Raw genomic sequence first — 18,311 nt, 5'->3', positions numbered from 1 at the left:
GCTTACTGCGCGAAGTATTTGTCGAAGATTTTCTGATAGGTGCCGTTGGCCTTGATCTCGGCCAGCCCCTTGTTCAGCTGGGTCAGCAGCTCCTGATTGCCCTTGGCGACCGCGATGCCAAAGCCGGTACCGAAGTACTTGGCATCGGTCACCGGCGCCCCCACCACCGCATACTCCTTGTGCTGCTTCAGCCAGTCGGCAGCGACGGCGGTATCGGCAAAGACACCGTCGGTACGGCCATTCATCATGTCGAGGAAGGCGCTCTGGTAGCTGGCATAAGGCACGGTCAGCAGACCTTTGCTCACCCAGTTATCCACCAGATAGGACTGGTGAGAGGTACCGTTCTGCACGCCGACAGTTTTGTCGACCATCTCTTCCGGCCCCTTGAAGGCCCCTTTCTTGGCGACGAATACGGCCGAGTTCTCGTAATAGATGTCGGAGAAGTCGACCTGCGCGGAGCGCTCAGGGGTTACGTCCATGGCGGCAATGGCGGCATCGTAGCGACGGAATTTGAGGCTGGGGATCAGGCTGTCAAAGGCCTGGTTGTGGAAGCTGCACTCCAGCTTGGCCTGCTCGCAGATGGCGCGCGCCAGATCGATGTCAAAACCCTGAAACTCGTTCTTGTCATCCAGGTATTCGAACGGCGCGTAGGTGGCCTCGGTGGCGAACTTGATCTCTTTGGCCATGACGGAGGTACTCAACAGGCCCATGGCAGCAACCAACAACAGACTCTTTTTCATGACAGCTTCCTTATCGATTCAATATCAATGCATCAAGAATTCGGCAAACCGGCTGGTTTGCGGGGATTGGAAAATGGCAGCGGTGCCGGATTCGATGATCCGCCCCTTCTCCAGATAAATCACCTGACTGGCCACCTTGCGGGCAAAGTCGACCTCGTGGGTCACCACCACCTGGGTAATGCCGGTCTGGCTCAGGTTGCGGATGATCTCGGCCACCTCCTTGGTGATCTCGGGATCGAGGGCAGCAGTCGGCTCGTCAAACAGCAACACTTCCGGGTCCATCATCAGGGTACGGGCAATGGCCACCCGCTGCTGCTGACCGCCGGAGAGACGGGCAGGCCAGGCATCGCGCTTGTCGGCCAATTGCAGCTGGGCCAGCAGATAGGCCCCCTTCTCGATGGCGGCCTCCTTGCTCATGCCGAGCACCTTGACCGGCGCTTCAATCAGATTCTCCATCACAGTGAGATGTGGCCAGAGATTGTACTGCTGGAACACCATCCCCACCTTGCGACGCAGCAGTTGGGACTGGCGGTTGAATTCGGCAGCAGAGAGGGAGTTCGGGAAAGAAAATTCACTTTCACCAATCCGCAGAACACCCGCATCCGGGGTATCCAGCAGATTCATCATCCGTAGCAGGGAACTCTTGCCAGCACCGCTCGGGCCCAGCAACACCAAGGTTTCACCGGGAGATGCCCGAAAGCTGACCTGTTGCAGAACCGGCACCTTGTGCCAGGACTTCTCGATACCTATTAATTCAATACCCATACAGCCCAATTGAATAAGTTTTCAAAATTTCATCCCGATTCTATCTCTAATAAAGGTTGATGCAAGCCATTTTTGAATCAATATGCAGAACAAGCGCCGCTTCCTTGCAAAAAACGGCATATGAATGCAAAATGGCCCCGCTGTTCGTATCTGCCGCCTGTATCGCACCGGCCGCCACACCTCCTCATTCGTGAGACCAAGATGAAACACAACGACAAGCAAGAAAAACTGGCCAAGGCCTTTAAAGCCTTGCTGAAAGAAGAGCGCTTTGGCTCCCAGGCAGAAATCGTCACCGCCCTGCAAGAGCTGGGCTTCGAGAACATCAACCAGTCCAAGGTATCGCGCATGCTGAGCCGCTTCGGCGCCGTTCGCACTCGTAATGCCAAGATGGAGATGGTCTACTGCCTGCCAGTGGAACTGGGCGTGCCCACCACCTCCAGCCCGCTCAAGAATCTGGTACTGGACGTCGATCACAACGGCGCACTGGTGGTGATCCACACCAGCCCGGGCGCAGCCCAGCTGATCGCCCGCCTGCTCGACTCCCTCGGCAAGGCAGAGGGGATCCTCGGCACCATCGCCGGTGATGACACCATCTTCATCACCCCGACCAGCGATACCGATATCGAAGAGCTCTACCTCTCCGCCCTCGAGCTGTTCGAACAGACGCCGTAATGGCCGCTACCGCGTCATCGCGGTCACGCCAGAACGAAAAATCCCGGCCAAGGCCGGGATTTTTGTTTTCTGCAGCTTCGTTAGGCGGGCTTATTTGCCCTGCGCCATCAGAAAACCCTCCGATGGGGCGAAGAAAGCGGCGCCGGTCACCGCCTTGGTGAAGCGCAGCAGGTGGTCGAAGTGGCTGCCCTCCCCCTTGTACATGCTGGCCAGCATGGCGTTGAAGTGCTGCGGAGTGCGGCAGCAGGAGATGAAGTAGAGTCCCTGCTCGGTCATGGTGCCCCAGGGCATGCTCTGGCGCAGGATCTCCATGGACTCCCCTTTCGGCGTCTTGAGGTTGACTCGCTTGATGTGGGCGGTCAGCGGCTTGGCAGCAGACTCATACTCGATGTTGTCGGGCTTGGTGCGACCGATAATGTCTTCCTGCTCTTTCTGCGCCAGCTTCTCCCAGTCGCTCATGGCGTGGACCCAGCGCTGGACATGAATGTAGGAGCCACCGGCAAACTCGCCATCGGCCAGCAACGCCACTTCGGCACGGTGTTCATCCTGCGGGTTCTCGGTGCCGTCAACGAAACCGGTCAGGTCACGGAAATCCAGGTTGCGGAAACCGCGCACCTCTTCGGCCAGCTCTACCAGTCCGGCCAGCAGTGCCATCACACGGTGACCGGCGTGGTGCAGCACATCCACCCGATCGGCGCGCAGCTGAATAAAGAGATCAAACGGGGTGTTGGGCGCTTCCTGACCGTTGGCGGATTGCGCCATAAAGCTGCGGAACTGGGGCGGACGGGCGGCAGGATAGAGACCATCCCAGGCATCGGCGCCAACGGCAACCAGACCGCTGAAACCGGCATCGGGGAAATCGGCAGCAACCGCCTGCCACAGGGCGGGCAGTTTGGCCAGACGGCCGACCAGTTCGGCGGCATCGCCGGTACGATTGAACATCAGATAGAGGGCGTGCAGATTCGGCTCTGCGCAGATCCCAGCTTGGGCTTTCATATATCTCTCCCCTGAGTAGGCGTTAGCGTTACGGGCTATTTGCGTTGCGCGATTATAAACCAGAGTGGATCCAGTTCTTTGATTTCACGACGATATCACGCGTTCAGGGCAAAGGGTCAAACAACACCAATCCATGGGGAGCGACCTTGATCCGTGCCCGTATCCCATCAAGGGGCTCGCCAATGCTCGCCTCCAGCTGCAGATCGCCACACTCGAACAGCACCCGGCAGTGGTGGCCGAGGAACTGCTGCTCCACCACCTTGAGCTCCCCATCTGCGGCGCTCTCCAGCAGCAGTTGCTGGGGTCTGAGCATCAGCTGCAACTGCTCGCCCACCACCCGGCCATGGGGCTCACTGCCACAAATGACCCCGAGCGCCGTCTGCACGCAGTGGCTGTCCACCACCTCGGCAGCCAGATAGTTGACCCCGCCGAGAAACTCCGCCACGAAACGGTTTTGCGGGCGGCGATAGAGCTGCTCAGGCTGGCCCACCTGCTCGATGTGACCGGCGCGAAACAGCGCCAGCCGATCGGCGAAGGCGAACGCCTCCTCCTTGCTGTGGCTGACGAAGATGGCGCCGATCCCCTGCTGCTTGAGCAGGGTGCGGATCTCGAGGATCAACTTCATCCGCACCTGGGTATCGATGTTGGAGAAGGGCTCATCCAGCAGCATCAGCCGCGGCTTGCACACCAGCGCCCGGGCGATGGCTACCCGCTGCTGCTGACCACCGGAGAGCTGGTGCGGATAACGATCCCCCAGCCCCTGCAGATTGACCAGCGCCAGCGCCTCATCCACCTGCTGCTGGCGGGCACTGCGATCGAGTTTGGTCAGACCGAAGCCGACGTTGTCGGCCACCGTCAGGTGGGGAAAGAGGGCGTAATCCTGAAAGATCATGCCGATGTTGCGCGCCTCGGGCGGCACGCTGGCACCCGGCCCGTCGAGCAGGGTATCGCCGAGGCGAATAGAGCCCTCTGCCAACGGCAGCAGCCCTGCGATGGCCTTGAGCAACGTGGTTTTGCCGCAGCCACTGGCTCCCAGCAGGCAGACGATCTCATTGTCTGCCACCGTCAGGGAGAGCTGTTCCAGCACATTGCGGCCGTTGTAACGGCAGCTGACATTTTCAACCTGCAAACAGGACAAGGCTGACTTCCTCTCGTTTCTGGCGGCGCGCTGCCTTTCGGTTCAGCACACCGCATGCAATTTCATTGACCGACACGGCGACTCAGTGGCCCGGACTGTCCAGAGTGCGGTTGACCCAGATCAGCGGCAACAGTCCTACCAGCACAATGACGATAGCCCCCAGCGCGCCGCGCTCCAGCATCTCGTCCGAGACAAACTGATAGACGTGGGTCGCCAGAGTATCGAAGTTGAACGGCCGCAGCAGCAAAGCGGCGGGCAGCTCCTTCATGGATTCGATGAATACCAGCATGGCACCGGCAAACAGACCACGGCGCACCAGCGGCAGATGGACCCGGCGCAGCATGCCGCCATCCCCCTGCCCCAGGGAGCGGGCAGCCATGTCGAGACTGGGGGAGATCTTGCCCATGCTGCTCTCCACCGAGCCGATGGCGATGGCCACGAAGCGCACCAGATAACCGAACACGATGGCGGTGATGGTACCGGTCAGCAACAGCCCCGGCCCCTGACGCCCCAGCCACTCGGCCATATCGTTGATGGCAAAATCGAGGGCGGTAAGCGGCACCAGCACCCCGATGGCCAGCACGGTGCCCGGCATGGCGTAGCCCATGGCGGCGATGCGCAGGGGCAACAGGCTCTTTACCCCGCCATCGAGGCGGCGGAAGAAGCCGAGCAGCAGGGCAATCCCCATCGCCAGCAGGGCGGTCAGCGCCGAGATGAGCAGACTGTTACCCGCAAAGCGGACAAACTCCGGCGTCCACGACAACTCGAAGTAGCGCACCCCGTAATCGAGCAGGATGACGAACGGCAGGCCGAAACCGGCCAGCACCAGCCCCCAGCACCAGAGACCGGCCAACCAACGGCCAATCCCCTTGAGCGGATAGCGCAGCGGCTGCTCATGGCCCATGGACTTCTGGAACACCTGCTGCCGACTGCGCGAGCGGCGCTCCAGTGCGATCAACAGCACCACAGCTAGCAACATCAGGCAGGAGAGTTTCGCCGCGGTGGCCAGACTGCCATAGCCGAGCCAGGTGTCATAGACCGCCGTAGTCAGGGTGTTGATGGCAAAGAAGTGGACGGTGGCGAAATCGGCCAACGTCTCCATCGCCACCAGCGACACCGCCACCATGATAGCCGGGCGCGCCAGCGGCAGACTGAGACGACGAAAGCTCTGCCACGGGGTACAGCCGAGCAGGCGGCTGGAGTGGATCAGGCTGACTGACTGCTCGAGAAAAGAGGCGCGGGTCAGCAGATAGACATAGGGGAACAGCACCAGCGCCAGCACCCAGGCGGCGCCACCAAGGGAGCGAATGGCCGGAAACCAGTAATCGGCAGGACTGTTCCAGCCAAAGAGTGCTCGCAACCCGGCCTGTAGCGGGCCCGAGTAGTCGAGCAAGTCGGTATAGACGTAGGCGACGATATAGGAGGGCATGGCCATCGGCAGCATCAAGGCCCATTGCAGGGCACGGCGCCCCGGCACCTGACACATGGCCACCAGCCAGGCGGTGGGTACGCCAAACAGCAGGCTGAGCAGCACCACGCCGACCACCAGCCCCAGGGTATTGCCCAGATAATCGAGCAGCACGGTGTCGGCGAGGTGGCGAAACAGCTCTCCCTCAGCCGAGAAGGCAGAGAAAAGCAGGGCTATAACCGGTAAACCCAGCAGCAGGGCGATGGCCCAGCTGCCGGTCATCCATCCAAAATTTTTCATGAGACCACAGATGTTGATGGGGCCGTTGGCCCCATCTGATTACAAGTCGAACTTCACTTCATCCAGCAACTGCAAGGCGTCCTTGCGGTGCTTGGCGTAATCGCTGACCGGTAGTGCGTCAGACTTGAAACTGCCCCAGGACTTGACCATGGCGGAAGGCTCGACTCCGGCCTTGACCGGATATTCGGCGTTCACGTCCGCATACATGTGCTGGGCGGTATCACCAGCCAGAAACTCCATCAGCTTCTGGGCCTCGGCCTTGTTCTTGGCATACTTGGTCATGGCCACGCCGCTCACGTTGACGTGGGCACCGCGGTCAGCCTGGTTCGGGAAGTTGATATAGACTGCATCCGCCCAGGACTTCTGCGCCGGATCTTTCAACATGGCGCCCAGATAGTAGCTGTTGCCGAGCGACACGTCACAGATACCATCCTTGATCGCCTTGACCTGATCCCGGTCGTTGCCCTGCGGCTTGCGCGCCAGGTTGGCCTTGACCCCTTCCAGCCAGGTTTTGGTCTCGGCCATGCCGTGATGGGCAATCATGGAGGAGACCAGCGCCACATTGTACTCATGCTTGCCGCTGCGGGTGCAGATTTTCCCTTTGAATTCCGGTTTGGCCAGATCTTCGTAGCTGATGGTATCGAGCTTGCCGAGGCGATCCTTGCTGGAGTAGATGGCGCGAACCCGGGTGGTCAGGGCGAACCAGCGATTCTCCGGATCACGATAGATGGCGGGGATGTTCTCCTGCAGGATCTTGCTGTCCACCGGCTGCACCAGCCCCTTGTCCACCAGATCGGTCAGACGGCTGATATCGACGGTCAGCATCAGGTCGGCCGGAGAGAGCTTGCCTTCCCGCTCCAGACGCTCGTTCAATCCCTCTTTGGCGAACACCACGTTCACCTTGATGCCAGATTCCTTCTCGAACTGCTGGATGATGGGCTTGATCAGCTCATCCTGGCGGTTGGAGTAGACATTCACTTCCCCGGCCGCCAATGCCGACTGAGCAGCCAACGCAGAGAAAGCCAGTGCCAACATCTTCATTTTCATCATCCATTCCTTGATTAGCTATACAGAGTGATAACGATTTCCGTTTGCATTCTGCATACATCTTATAAGCGGATCAAGAAAGCTCGCCGTCGCCACATCACATATTTAATCGCCCATAAATGAAAAGGGCCGGATGGAATCCCATTCGGCCTCTTCTGAGCAAAACGTTATATTGATCAGGCTTCAATAAGCGCTCACGCCATCGGGAATTCCCGACATCGGGAGGTCAACAAATCTGTACGTCACGGATGCGGTTCATCACAGCGCCTCGTCGTCACTTTCGCCGGTGCGGATGCGCACCGCCTGCAGCAAGTCATAGACAAAAATCTTGCCGTCGCCGATCTTGCCGGTATAGGCCGCCTTGCAGATCGCCTCGATCACCCCTTCCACGTTATCATCGGCGGTAGCAATCTCCAGCTTCACCTTGGGCAGGAAGTCGACCTGATACTCGGCTCCCCGGTATAATTCGGTGTGTCCCTTCTGGCGGCCAAATCCCTTGACCTCGGACACGGTCAGCCCTTCCACCCCCAGGTTGGCAATAGCCTCGCGGACATCGTCCAACTTGAACGGTTTGATAATCGCACTAATCAGCTTCATCTGGTTGCTCCCAATCCATGGTGTGTCATGAATCGGGTTTCAATTCTTATGCCAAGTATTTTTATTGTTTTATTTCATATAGATAGAGTTTAATTTCGGCGCCATTCGTCAGGCACATCCCCATAACCGGCCAGCACGCCCCATAATGAGGCACCATGCTGCAGCGGTCAGCGGGTATGCACCAAACAAGAGCAAAACAGCATGTTAGTTATCTCCAACAGCGTCACGATTCCCTGGCATGAGCTGCAATTTCAGACCATGCGGGCACAGGGCAACGGTGGACAGCACGTCAACAAGACCGACTCCGCCGTCTGGCTGCGCTTCGATTACCGCAACTCTCCCAGCCTGACGCCCCTCTACAAGGAGGGTCTCGACAAGCTGAGCGACAGCCGGGTACACGATGGCTTTATCCTGATCCGGGTCGAGAGCCATCGCAGCCAGGACATGAACCGCAAGGAGGCGATGAGCCGTCTGGTGGAGTTGCTGAAGAAAGCAGCCTGGCGACCCAAGGCTCGTCATGCCACCAAGCCGACCCGCAGCTCCCAGCGCAAACGGGTCGATGCCAAGAAACGCAAGGGGGATATCAAGTCCGCCCGCGGCAAACCGGTTCTGGACTGAGCCAACCCCCAGCCCCCAAAGGATGTCAGCCGATGAGATACAGTTTTTGCGACAGCGCCCGCGGCCCCCTGCTGGTCGCCATCGATCAGGATGGACTGCGCCACGTGGAGTTCATGCACGGGGAACGACCAGTCATGCCGCAATCTGACTGGCAACTGGATGACAAGGCGCTGGCCCCCTATCTTGCCCAGTTCACCGCCTATTTCGCCGGAAAGTTGCAGCAGTTCGATCTGCCCATGGCAGCGAAGGGCACCCCGTTCCAGCAAACGGTATGGAACGCTTTGTGCGATATCCCCTATGGCGAGACCGTGAGCTATCTCGAGATTGCCCAGGCTATCGGCAATCCCAAGGCGGTGCGGGCTGTGGGCGCTGCCAATGGGCGCAATCCGCTGAGCATCATAGTGCCCTGCCATCGGGTGATCGGACGCAGCGGCGAGCTGACCGGCTATGCAGGCGGCATTCCCATCAAGCGCTGGTTGCTGGCACTGGAACAGGCAGGCACAACATTCGAGCTGGCCCCATGAGACGATGACCGCCCCGGAGAGGGCGGGGCAATATCGCGACCAGAATGAAAAGGATTTCAATCAGTGGCCACGCTTTGCTGATAAGATGAACAGAAAATGAAGAATCGCCTCAGAACTACTTCAGATTGAGCTTGGCATGATGGCTCCATACTTGAATGGCACGGCTCATTCGCTGATTCAAGTAGCACCCATGTGACGCTTCCAATCTGTCTTTTTCCCCGCGCCTCCTCTGAGGCGCTTTTTTTGTGCCGACACAACAGGCCGCCACCCGGCTTGAGTGGCCTGAACGCCACAAAATCTGCGCCCGCCCAAAAACCAAGAGGCGAAGGATCATCCTTCGCCTCTGACGTAACAGCTGGCTACTCGTTCTGGGGCAGGAACTGCAGTTCCGGCGCCGAGGAGGTCAGCACATCGGCGCAATAATCCCAGGTCGAGATGCGATAGTGCTGCAGATCTTCATCCAGATGCAGGCCGTCCGACTCCTGATGGAACCAGCTGGCAAAACGGGATGGGGTGATGAGCTGGATCTGCTCTTCGATAGCGTGGCTATCCTTCCCCTCGGCCAGATCGCAATCTTCGATAACCCGCAGGGCGTAGATATGACGAAAATAGACCCGGCAGAGGATTTGTGGGGGCAGATCGATGCTGCGCGCCCGCCCCAGCATGATGGTCAGGGAGTCGCTCCAGAGATCCTGATGCAGCTCGGCCACAACCAGACCGGGCGGTAGCTGGCGGGACGGAGCCCAAGGTACGGCAACCTGCCGAATGGCATTTTTCTGTTCCATATTCACCTCACGACGACTCGCTCCCTGTCTTGAGTCTATCTGAACCACATAGTCCCGGCGAAGGCAATCGATGGACAATAAAAACGGCAATAAAAAAGCCGACGTATCAAACGTCGGCGAATAAAAAGTGCTTACAACAGAGGATTCACATATTCAGACCCGCGGGTCGAAAGATTGGTTCCCTCTTTTTGTAATTAATTTTCGGCGCGTTTAAACATCAGGGTATTGGCGTCCGACTCTTCCGGCACGAAGTAGTAGCCCTCGGCGTTGAAACCGGTCAGCTGCTCCACCTCGGTCAGACGGTGCTTGATGATGTGGCGAGCCATCATGCCGCGCGCCTTCTTGGCGTAGAAGCTGATGATCTTGAACTGGCCGTTCTTCTCATCCTTGAACACCGGTGTGACAATCCGCCCTTTCAGGCTCTTGGGTCGTACCGACTTGAAATACTCGTCGGAGGCCAGATTGATCAGCACTTCATCCCCCTGCGCTGCCAGCGCGTCGTTGAGATGGTGAGTGATCACCTCCCCCCAGAACTGGTAAAGATCCTTGCCGCGGCTATTGTCGAGCCTGGTCCCCATCTCCAGCCGATAGGGCATCATCAGGTCGAGGGGGCGAAGCACGCCGTAGAGGCCGGAGAGCATCCGCAGGTGTGCCTGAGCGAAGTCAAAATCAGCCTCGCTGAAATCCTCTACCGCCAAACCGGTGTAGACATCCCCCTTGAAAGCCAGCAGCGCCTGACGGGCGTTGGCGGGGGTAAAATCTGGCTGCCACTCGGCAAAACGGGCGGCATTGAGACCGGCCAGCTTGTCGCTGATCTTCATCAGAGTGGCGATCTGGTCAGGGCTCAGTTGGCGGGCCCGGCTAATCAGTTCGGCGGAGTGATCCAGCAGCTCGGGTTGGGTGAAACGGGGTGTCACCAGCGGTGACTCGTAATCCAGCGTCTTGGCCGGGGAAACCACAATCAGCATAACGTTCCTTTATGGCGAGGGGCCGAACGGCAGAGCGGCCCCATGATTCATTCATCCAGCGTCACATTGTCCAGCGTGCCGGTGCCGAGCCGCTCGCGACCGGAGAGCTTGATCAGCAGTCGCAGGTCGTTGGCCGAGTCGGCATGGGCAAGTGCCTCACTGTAGCCAATCTGGCCGGCGCAGAACAGGCTGAAAAGCGCCTGATCGAAGGTCTGCATACCCAGCTCGGTCGATTTGGTCATCACCTCCTTGAGGCGATGCATCTCTCCCTTGCGGATAATGTCGGTGATGAGCGGGGTATTGAGCAGGATCTCGAACGCAGCGCAGCGCCGCTTGCCATCCATACTCGGCACCAGCTGCTGGGCGACGATGGCCTTGAGGTTGAAAGAGAGATCGAACAGGAACTGGCGGTGTTTGTCTTGCGGCACCAGATGGAGGATGCGATCCAGCGCCTGGTTGGCATTGTTGGCATGCAAAGTGGCGAGACAAAGGTGTCCAGTCTCGGCGAACTGCAGGGCAAACTCCATGGTCTCCTGACTCCGGATCTCGCCGATCAGGATCACGTCCGGCGCCTGACGCAGCGAACTTTTCAGCGCCACATCGAACGACTCGGTGTCGATCCCCACCTCTCGCTGGGTCACCAGACTGCGACCATGCTGATGGACGAACTCCACCGGATCTTCCACCGTCAGAATATGACCATCGGCATGCTGGTTGCGATAGCCGATCATCGCCGCCTGGGTGGTCGATTTACCCGCCCCGGTGGCGCCAACAAACAGCACCAGCCCCCGCTTGGCCATCGCCACCTCTTGCAGGATTTTGGGTAGCTGCAGATCTTCAAAGGTGGGAATGCGGGTCTCGATACGCCGCACCACCATACCGGGCAGCTCCTGCTGCCAGAAGGCGCTGACCCGAAAACGGCCAAGCGCTTCGCGATAGATCGCGTAGTTGGCCTCCTTGGTGCGGATATAGCGCTCGAAGTGATCGCTGCTGAGGGTATCCCTGACCAGCGTCAGCGCCCCCTTCTTGTCGAGCGCTTCCCCCCCCAGCGACACCAGATGGCCATTCACCTTGAGGGTGGGCGGCGAGCCCACCGTCACAAACAGATCTGATCCCTTTCGCTCGACCAGCTCGCTCAGCAGATCATCCAGATTCATCATCTATCCCTCCCTGGGTGCGAGTCGCTTAAATGCTGTTGGGATCAACAGCCTTGGCCTTGGCATCGAGGGATGCCACCACGCCACGACTCACCAGCTGCTTGAGGCTCTGATCCATGGTCTGCATGCCGTGGGTCATCCCGGTCTGGATCACCGAGTAGAGCTGGGCAATCTTGTCCTCCCGGATCAGGTTACGCACCGCCGGAATGCCCATCATGATCTCGTGAGCCGCCACCCGGCCACCGCCAATACGCTTGAGCAGGGTCTGGGAGATGACCGCCCGCAGGGATTCTGAGAGCATGGAGCGCACCATGTCCTTCTCCGCGCCCGGGAAGACGTCGATGATACGGTCGATGGTCTTGGCCGCCGACGAAGTGTGCAGAGTGCCAAACACCAGATGGCCGGTTTCGGCGGCCGTCATGGCCAAACGAATGGTCTCAAGGTCGCGCATCTCGCCCACCAGAATGATGTCCGGGTCTTCCCGCAGTGCCGAGCGCAGGGCGTTGCTGAAGCTCTTGGTATCCCGGTGAACTTCCCGCTGGTTCACCAGACAGCGCTTGTTCTCGTGGACGAATTCGATAGGGTCCTCGATGGTGAGGATATGGTGATGGAAGTTCTCGTTGATGTAATTGACCATGGCCGCCAGGGTGGTCGACTTACCCGAACCGGTCGGGCCGGTCACCAACACCAGACCCCGCGGGAACTCGGCGATCTTGCGGAAGATCTCCGGCGCATCGAGATCCTCGAGGCTCAGCACAGTGCTGGGGATGGTACGAAATACCGCGCCCGAGCCGCGTGCCTGCTGGAAGGCGTTGACCCGAAAACGGGCCAGATTGGGTACCTCGAACGAGAAGTCGACCTCGAAGTTCTCCTCCAGCTCCTTGCGCTGATGGTCGTTCATGATGTCGTAAATGAGGGCATGCACTTCCCGGTGTTCCAGGGCGGGCAAATTGATCTTGCGAACCTCACCATCAACCCTGATCATCGGGGGAACCCCGGCCGAGAGGTGTAGATCCGAGGCTTTATGCTTTACACTGAAAGCCAATAACTCTGTGATATCCATAGACTTGTCATTCTCCCATCACAAGATCACTAACGAAATATGAACCAGATTGCCCAGCACCTGTTTCAGGTAAAGGAACGTATTGCCCAGGCCGCCGAACGGGCGAGCCGCAACCTGCAGCAGATCCGCCTGCTGGCCGTGAGCAAGACCAAACCTGTCGAGGCCATCATGGCCGCCCATGCCGCAGGTCAGCGCTGCTTTGGCGAATCCTACGCCCAGGAAGCAGCGGCCAAGATCGATACCTTGCGCCAGCAGCCGGAATATAGCGACATAGAGTGGCACTTTATCGGCCCTTTGCAATCGAACAAATCCAAACTGGTCGCCGAACGGTTCGACTGGGTGCAGAGCGTGGATCGGGACAAGCTGATCGACCGCCTCAACAACCAGCGCCCAACTACAATGGCACCGCTAAATGTTTGTCTGCAAATCAATATTAGCGGAGAGAGCAGCAAATCCGGAACGTCGGAACAAGAGATTTTCCGCCTTGCCGAGCTGGTCTCTCAAAGTGAGCGACTGGTGCTGCGGGGGCTGATGGCCATTCCCGAACACACCAGCGACGAGGGCGTACTGGCCGCCCAAATGACCCGTATGCAGACTCTGTTCACCGAGCTTGCGCGACAATACCCCACGGTGGATACCCTCTCGATGGGGATGACCGAAGATCTCGAACTGGCGATCGCCCACGGTAGCACCATGGTGCGGGTCGGCACCGCCATCTTCGGTGCCCGTGACTACTCATAGGCAAGGCCAGCGGATAACCCATACATCCGCCTCTTGCCGCGACTTCATCAACAGGAGCGTTTGATGGAACACCGAATTCTGGCGTCAGTTGGTGCAGGCAGCACCCACCCCGCCGCGACCCCATGTGCAACAGGAGCATCTGATGCAGCATAGAACGCTGGCCTTTATCGGCGCGGGCAACATGAGCCGAAGCATCATCGCCGGACTGGTCAAGGCGGGTTATCCCGCCGGGCAGATCACTGCTGCCAACCCCAGTCTGCCCAAGCTGGAGGCGCTGGCCAGGGAACATGGCATTCGCATCACCCAGAGTAATGCCGAGGCGGCCCGCGACGCCGAGGTGATCGTGCTGGCGGTCAAACCGCAGCTGATGGCCAGCATGCTGGCAGCACTGGTTGAAGAGCTGGGATCCCTTGAGGGCAAGCTGCTCATCTCCATCGCGGCTGGCATCAAGGTGGCGCGCCTTGGCGAGATGGCCGGTGGCCATGACCGCATCATACGCACCATGCCCAATACCCCTGCCCTGCTGGGTCTGGGCATGACCGGTCTCTATGCACCCGACCATATTGCCGCCGCGGATCGCGACTTTGCCGAGCTGATGATGCAGGCGGTCGGCAAGACCCTCTGGGTGGAGCAGGAGTCCGGCATCAACGGCGTCATCGCTGCTGCGGGCAGTGCTCCGGCCTACTTCTTCCTCTTTATGCAGGCGATCGCCGAAGAGGCGGAGGCACTGGGCTTCTCGCCCGATCAGGCACGCCTGCTGGTGCAGCAAACCGCGCTGGGCGCAGCCGCCATGGTGGAGCAAAACCCGGAGCTGTCGCTGCAAACCCTGCGTGAGCAGGTCACCAGCAAGGGCGGCACCACAGCCGAAGCCATCAAGACATTCCAGCAGCAGGGGCTGATGCCGCTGACTGCGCAAGCCATGCAGGCGGCCGTTGCTCGCGCCACCGAAATGGAAACCCTCTTCTAACAGGAGCCCAGATGAACACAGCTTACTTTCTGATTAACACCGTTTTCGATCTCTACCTGATGGTGATCCTGCTGCGCGTCTGGCTGCAGTGGGCCCGCGCCGACTTCTACAACCCGATGAGCCAGATGGTGGTCAAGCTGACCAATCCGCTGGTGATCCCGCTGCGCCGAGTTATCCCTGGCTTTGGCGGCATCGATCTCGCCTCCGTGGTGCTGGCGCTGGCTGTCGCCTTCCTCAAGCTGGCCCTGCTCAAGAGCATGAACGTACTGCTGGCGGACTGGCTCAGCATCAGCCTGTTTGCCGCGCTGACCGTGCTGAAGAAAGCGGGCTCGATGATCTTCTGGGTACTGCTGATCCGCGCCATCCTGAGCTGGGTCAGCCAGGGCCGTAACCCCATCGAATACGTGATGCATCAGCTGACCGAGCCGTTCCTCGCTCCTATCCGCCGCGTACTGCCGGCACTGGGCGGGCTGGATCTCTCGGTGCTGGTCGCCTTTATCGGCCTGCAAGCCATCAACTACCTGCTGGGTGACCTGTTTGGCCAGCTGTGGTGGATGATTTGATGCCAGCCGTCCTGCAACAAGGGGATGAACTGGTACTGCATCTGGTGATCCAGCCCAAGGCGAGTCGGGATCAGATCATCGGATTGCATGGCGAAGAGCTGAAAGTGGCCATCACGGCGCCGCCGGTCGATGGCCAGGCCAACAGCCATCTGATCAAGTTTCTGGCCAAGCAGTTCAAGGTGGCCAAGGGACAGATCACCATAGTGCGGGGCGAACTGGGGCGGCACAAAACCGTCGCCATCGACAGCCCCAAACAGTTGCCGCAAGAAGTGAGTACACTGCTGAATGACATGCAAGGCTGAATGAATCGGCCTGCGCCAACCGTAGATATGAGAGGGATGACAGATGAAAACAGCCTGGATGAGTGGCCTGCTGGCACTACTGATGACCCTGCCGCTCAAGGCAGAACAGATGAAGGAGCTGGGGCCCTGGTTGGTGCACTACAGCGCCTTCAACTCCAGCTTCCTCACCCCCGAGGTCGCCAAGGCGTATGGACTGGAGCGCAGCCGCTACAACGCCATCATCAATATCGCGGTACAGGACAAGCAGAAAGTGGCGCAAGCCGTGGGGATCACCGGTGAGGCCAAGAACCTGACCGGCACCATCCGCACCCTGAACTTTCAGGAGGTAAAAGAGGGGGATGCCATCTACTATCTGGCGACCCTCCCCTACCGCAACGAAGATACCTATCAGTTCACCCTGAAGATCATGGGCGGTGGGCAGCAACAGAACCTCAGCTTCCAGCAGACCTTCTACGTCGACTGAGCAGCAACAAGAAGCCCCAAACAAGGTCGGGGCTTCATTTTATCCATATGACAAGGGCGCCATCAGGGCGCCCTTGTTGCATCTATCCCGTACCGCAGCGGTTACAGAGCGAGGAACAGACCGGCCAGACAGGCGCTCATCAGGTTTGCCAGCACGCCGGAGAGAATTGCGCGCATGCCGTAACGGGCGATGAAGGATTTGCGCTCCGGCACCATGGAGCCCAGACCGCCGATCAGGATCGCCATGGAGGAGATGTTGGCAAAGCCGCACAGGGCGAAGGTCACGATGGCCTTGCTCGACTCGCTCAGGGTCTGATCCTGCACCAGACCGATAAAGGCGACGAACTCGTTGACCACGATCTTGGTACCGATCAGAGCGCCAGCAGCTTGCGCCTGATCCCAAGGTACCCCGATCAGCCAGGAGACGGGGGCAAACAGCCAGCCCAGAATGATCTGGAAGCTCAGATCCAGCCCCACCAGACCACCAGCCCAGCCGAGCAGGCCATTGAGCATGGCGATCACCCCAACGAAGGCCAGCAAGGTGGCACCGACCGCCACCGCAATATTGAGGCCAGACATGGCGCCATCGGCCGCCGCTTCAATCACGTTGGTAGCGCGGGGGATCTCGACATCCTGATGGTGATCGACCTCTTCAGCTCCCGGCGGCACCAGGATTTTGGCCATCGCCAGACCGGCAGGGGCCGACATGAAGGCCGCTGCAATCAGGTATTTCAACTCAACCCCGAGGCTGGCATAGCCCACCAGGGTGCCACCGGCGACGGAGGCGAGACCACAGCTCATCACAGCGAAGAACTGGGAATCGGACATCTTGGAGAGGTAGGGTTTGACCACCAGCGGCGCTTCCACCATGCCAACGAAGATGTTGGCGGTCGCGGAAAGACTCTCGGCACGGCCGGTGCCCAGCAGCTTCTGCAGGCCGCCTCCCAGCAGGGCGATCACCCGAGGCATGATGCCGATGTGGTAGAGGATGGCGATCACCGCGGAGAAGAAGATGATGACCGGCAACACGTTGAAGGCAAAGATGAAGCCCAGCTTGAACTTGGCCAGATCGCCGAACAGGAAGGCGATCCCCTCCTGACCATAACCGATCACGCTGCTTACGCTCTCGCTGACCCCGTTCAGCACGTGCTGACCAGCAGGCAACCAGAGCACCAGACCGGCAAACATGATTTGCAGGCAGAGGGCAAGGCCAACTGTTCGCAACGGGATACGACGACGATTATCAGAGCAGATGACGGCAAGCGCCAGGATACTCAGGATGCCGAGCAGGGCAATCATAGGGACTCCATCAGGTGGGGCAAAAGATGGGCGCGGATTCTGCGCCTCTCACCCCGTCACTGCAAGTCCGCTTGGTTACAACCCTGTTAGAAAAAACGTTTGCACGATATCGGTTGCGCCAACTGGCTGATTTGGTTCGATTTTAGTATCAGGAGAAATCGAGAGTTCTTAAATGGAAACAATCATTCCTCACCACCGGACAATTTACCCCCGAGCCAGGGGGCCAGTCGCTGCTCCCAATAGGGTTCGGGGCCAAAGCGGGCCTTGAGGAAATCGATGAAGAGACGGATCTTGGGATCCAGATGTTCACGCCGGGCATAAACGGCGTGTACCGCCATCTGCTGGTTCGGTCGCCACCCTGGCAGCACCGGGATCAGCTTGCCGCTCTGTAACTCCTTGTCCAGCAAGTAGTTGGCGATATAGGCGATGCCGAGCCCGGCCAGTGCCGCATCCCGCACTGCCTCCGCCATATCCACCCGATAGTTGCCCGCCACCTGCACCGTCTGGCGCTCCTTGCCCTGGCGAAACGACCACTGGTGATAGCGCCGCTCCCGACTCTGGTAAGTGATGCAGTTGTGCTGGGCCAGATCCTTGGGATGAAGCGGCGTGCCGTGGCTCAGCAGGTAATCCGGCGAAGCCGCCACCACGAAGCCGATGTCGGCCAGCCGCTGTCCCACCAGCCCTTCCGGCTTGTCCTCATAGGTGGTAAGCCAGAGATCCAGCCCTTCATCCACCAGATTGGTTCTGTGGTCGAACAGCGAGACTTCCAGCTCCAGCTCGGGATAGCGATCCTGAAACGCCTTGAGATGGGGAATGACGTGCAGACGACCAAATGATTGGCCCACCCCGAGATGGAGCACCCCGCTCACCTTGCCGCGCCGCTCGGCGATCATGGAGTCCGCCTCCTGCGCCACCGCCACCAGCGCATGACAGTGACGGGCATACTCCTGACCCAGCTCGGTCAGGACAAAGCGGCGGGTGGTGCGTTGTACCAGCTGGGCGCCAAGGGTGGTCTCCAGCAGCGCCAGCTGCTTGCTGATATGGGATTTGGAGACCCCGAGACGACGGGCGGCGGCAGAGATCCCCTGCTCGCGCACCAGCGCATCGAAGATCACCATTTGAGGAAGACGTTGCAGCACAAGATAACCGGATTGAGTGGCGGGAGCCCATTATTCCAGAGCCGCCCGCCAAGGGGTAGG

21 protein-coding genes are annotated in these 18,311 nt (G+C 59.3%); 8 read left to right on the top strand and 13 right to left on the bottom strand.

The window, feature by feature from the left end; translation table 11 throughout:
- Positions 1 to 2 precede the first annotated feature (2 nt).
- Both OKB77_RS10090 and OKB77_RS10085 read right to left on the bottom strand, forming a co-directional pair.
- Positions 3 to 740 carry a transporter substrate-binding domain-containing protein gene (locus OKB77_RS10090; protein WP_019445594.1) on the bottom strand — a complete coding sequence of 246 codons (738 nt, stop codon included), beginning with the start codon at positions 738 to 740 and terminating at the stop codon, positions 3 to 5.
- Positions 741 to 764: 24 nt separating this feature from the next.
- Positions 765 to 1,505 carry an ATP-binding cassette domain-containing protein gene (locus tag OKB77_RS10085; protein WP_068977371.1) on the bottom strand — a complete coding sequence of 247 codons (741 nt, stop codon included), beginning with the start codon at positions 1,503 to 1,505 and terminating at the stop codon, positions 765 to 767.
- 201 nt (positions 1,506 to 1,706) lie between these two features.
- On the opposite strand from OKB77_RS10085, the gene argR reads away from it, so the two are divergent.
- Positions 1,707 to 2,177 (top strand): transcriptional regulator ArgR, encoded by a 471-nt coding sequence (gene argR, locus OKB77_RS10080; RefSeq protein WP_005340378.1) that lies wholly within the window; start codon positions 1,707 to 1,709, stop codon positions 2,175 to 2,177.
- 90 nt (positions 2,178 to 2,267) lie between these two features.
- On the opposite strand, the gene OKB77_RS10075 is transcribed toward argR, so the two are convergent.
- The 5 genes from OKB77_RS10075 to glnK all read right to left on the bottom strand — a co-directional run bounded on the left by OKB77_RS10075 (position 2,268) and on the right by glnK (position 7,663).
- The gene (locus OKB77_RS10075) at positions 2,268 to 3,173 is read right to left on the bottom strand and encodes a Dyp-type peroxidase (RefSeq protein WP_136502300.1); all 906 of its coding nucleotides are present in this window, start codon (positions 3,171 to 3,173) and stop codon (positions 2,268 to 2,270) included.
- Between the two features lie 103 nt (positions 3,174 to 3,276).
- Positions 3,277 to 4,311: an ABC transporter ATP-binding protein gene (locus OKB77_RS10070; RefSeq protein ID WP_150390232.1), complete on the bottom strand. Its 1,035-nt coding sequence runs from the start codon at positions 4,309 to 4,311 to the stop codon at positions 3,277 to 3,279.
- Positions 4,312 to 4,393: 82 nt separating this feature from the next.
- Entirely contained in the window at positions 4,394 to 6,019 is a 1,626-nt protein-coding gene (locus tag OKB77_RS10065) for an ABC transporter permease (RefSeq protein WP_064338816.1), read from the bottom strand.
- Positions 6,020 to 6,058: 39 nt separating this feature from the next.
- Entirely contained in the window at positions 6,059 to 7,066 is a 1,008-nt protein-coding gene (locus OKB77_RS10060; RefSeq protein WP_005340374.1) for a Fe(3+) ABC transporter substrate-binding protein, read from the bottom strand.
- Positions 7,067 to 7,324: 258 nt separating this feature from the next.
- The gene (gene glnK / locus OKB77_RS10055; protein WP_005341406.1) at positions 7,325 to 7,663 is read right to left on the bottom strand and encodes a P-II family nitrogen regulator; all 339 of its coding nucleotides are present in this window, start codon (positions 7,661 to 7,663) and stop codon (positions 7,325 to 7,327) included.
- A gap of 201 nt (positions 7,664 to 7,864) precedes the next feature.
- Between glnK and arfB the strand changes: the two genes are divergently transcribed.
- Both arfB and OKB77_RS10045 read left to right on the top strand, forming a co-directional pair.
- A complete protein-coding gene (arfB, locus tag OKB77_RS10050; protein WP_021230947.1) occupies positions 7,865 to 8,281 on the top strand; it encodes an alternative ribosome rescue aminoacyl-tRNA hydrolase ArfB in 417 nt (138 codons plus the stop codon).
- A gap of 32 nt (positions 8,282 to 8,313) precedes the next feature.
- Positions 8,314 to 8,805: a methylated-DNA--[protein]-cysteine S-methyltransferase gene (locus tag OKB77_RS10045; RefSeq protein WP_064338817.1), complete on the top strand. Its 492-nt coding sequence runs from the start codon at positions 8,314 to 8,316 to the stop codon at positions 8,803 to 8,805.
- Between the two features lie 359 nt (positions 8,806 to 9,164).
- Here the strand turns inward: OKB77_RS10045 and OKB77_RS10040 are convergent, their stop codons facing one another.
- The 4 genes from OKB77_RS10040 to tapT form a co-directional block, all read right to left on the bottom strand.
- Positions 9,165 to 9,590, bottom strand: a complete 426-nt coding sequence (locus tag OKB77_RS10040; RefSeq protein ID WP_040098961.1) for a hypothetical protein — start codon at positions 9,588 to 9,590, stop codon at positions 9,165 to 9,167.
- Positions 9,591 to 9,784: 194 nt separating this feature from the next.
- Positions 9,785 to 10,558 carry a peroxide stress protein YaaA gene (gene yaaA / locus OKB77_RS10035; protein WP_064338818.1) on the bottom strand — a complete coding sequence of 258 codons (774 nt, stop codon included), beginning with the start codon at positions 10,556 to 10,558 and terminating at the stop codon, positions 9,785 to 9,787.
- A 47-nt stretch (positions 10,559 to 10,605) separates the two neighbouring features.
- Positions 10,606 to 11,715 carry a type IVa pilus ATPase TapU gene (tapU, locus tag OKB77_RS10030; RefSeq protein WP_005340356.1) on the bottom strand — a complete coding sequence of 370 codons (1,110 nt, stop codon included), beginning with the start codon at positions 11,713 to 11,715 and terminating at the stop codon, positions 10,606 to 10,608.
- Positions 11,716 to 11,743: 28 nt separating this feature from the next.
- Entirely contained in the window at positions 11,744 to 12,778 is a 1,035-nt protein-coding gene (gene tapT, locus OKB77_RS10025; RefSeq protein WP_005340354.1) for a type IVa pilus ATPase TapT, read from the bottom strand.
- Positions 12,779 to 12,817: 39 nt separating this feature from the next.
- On the opposite strand from tapT, the gene OKB77_RS10020 reads away from it, so the two are divergent.
- The 5 genes from OKB77_RS10020 to OKB77_RS10000 all read left to right on the top strand — a co-directional run bounded on the left by OKB77_RS10020 (position 12,818) and on the right by OKB77_RS10000 (position 15,814).
- Complete coding sequence (locus OKB77_RS10020; protein ID WP_058057968.1) at positions 12,818 to 13,519, top strand: YggS family pyridoxal phosphate-dependent enzyme; 702 nt, start codon at positions 12,818 to 12,820, stop codon at positions 13,517 to 13,519.
- Between the two features lie 142 nt (positions 13,520 to 13,661).
- Positions 13,662 to 14,486, top strand: a complete 825-nt coding sequence (gene proC, locus OKB77_RS10015) for a pyrroline-5-carboxylate reductase (protein WP_064338819.1) — start codon at positions 13,662 to 13,664, stop codon at positions 14,484 to 14,486.
- Positions 14,487 to 14,497: 11 nt separating this feature from the next.
- Positions 14,498 to 15,049: a YggT family protein gene (locus OKB77_RS10010; RefSeq protein WP_005340343.1), complete on the top strand. Its 552-nt coding sequence runs from the start codon at positions 14,498 to 14,500 to the stop codon at positions 15,047 to 15,049.
- Complete coding sequence (gene yggU, locus OKB77_RS10005) at positions 15,049 to 15,351, top strand: DUF167 family protein YggU (RefSeq protein ID WP_064338820.1); 303 nt, start codon at positions 15,049 to 15,051, stop codon at positions 15,349 to 15,351. Before OKB77_RS10010 ends, yggU begins: the two co-directional genes overlap by 1 nt.
- Before the next feature lie 43 nt (positions 15,352 to 15,394).
- Positions 15,395 to 15,814 (top strand): DUF4426 domain-containing protein, encoded by a 420-nt coding sequence (locus OKB77_RS10000; protein WP_150390230.1) that lies wholly within the window; start codon positions 15,395 to 15,397, stop codon positions 15,812 to 15,814.
- 101 nt (positions 15,815 to 15,915) lie between these two features.
- On the opposite strand, the gene OKB77_RS09995 is transcribed toward OKB77_RS10000, so the two are convergent.
- Together OKB77_RS09995 and OKB77_RS09990 are read right to left on the bottom strand one after the other, a co-directional pair.
- Positions 15,916 to 17,112, bottom strand: a complete 1,197-nt coding sequence (locus OKB77_RS09995; protein ID WP_005348874.1) for a NupC/NupG family nucleoside CNT transporter — start codon at positions 17,110 to 17,112, stop codon at positions 15,916 to 15,918.
- A 182-nt stretch (positions 17,113 to 17,294) separates the two neighbouring features.
- The gene (locus OKB77_RS09990) at positions 17,295 to 18,230 is read right to left on the bottom strand and encodes a LysR family transcriptional regulator (protein WP_005340335.1); all 936 of its coding nucleotides are present in this window, start codon (positions 18,228 to 18,230) and stop codon (positions 17,295 to 17,297) included.
- Positions 18,231 to 18,311 lie beyond the last annotated feature (81 nt).

This window comes from Aeromonas sp. Y318-3, assembly GCF_027706185.1.
GTDB classification, from domain to species: domain Bacteria; phylum Pseudomonadota; class Gammaproteobacteria; order Enterobacterales; family Aeromonadaceae; genus Aeromonas; species Aeromonas veronii.
This window is presented reverse-complemented; position numbering and strand designations above follow the sequence as displayed.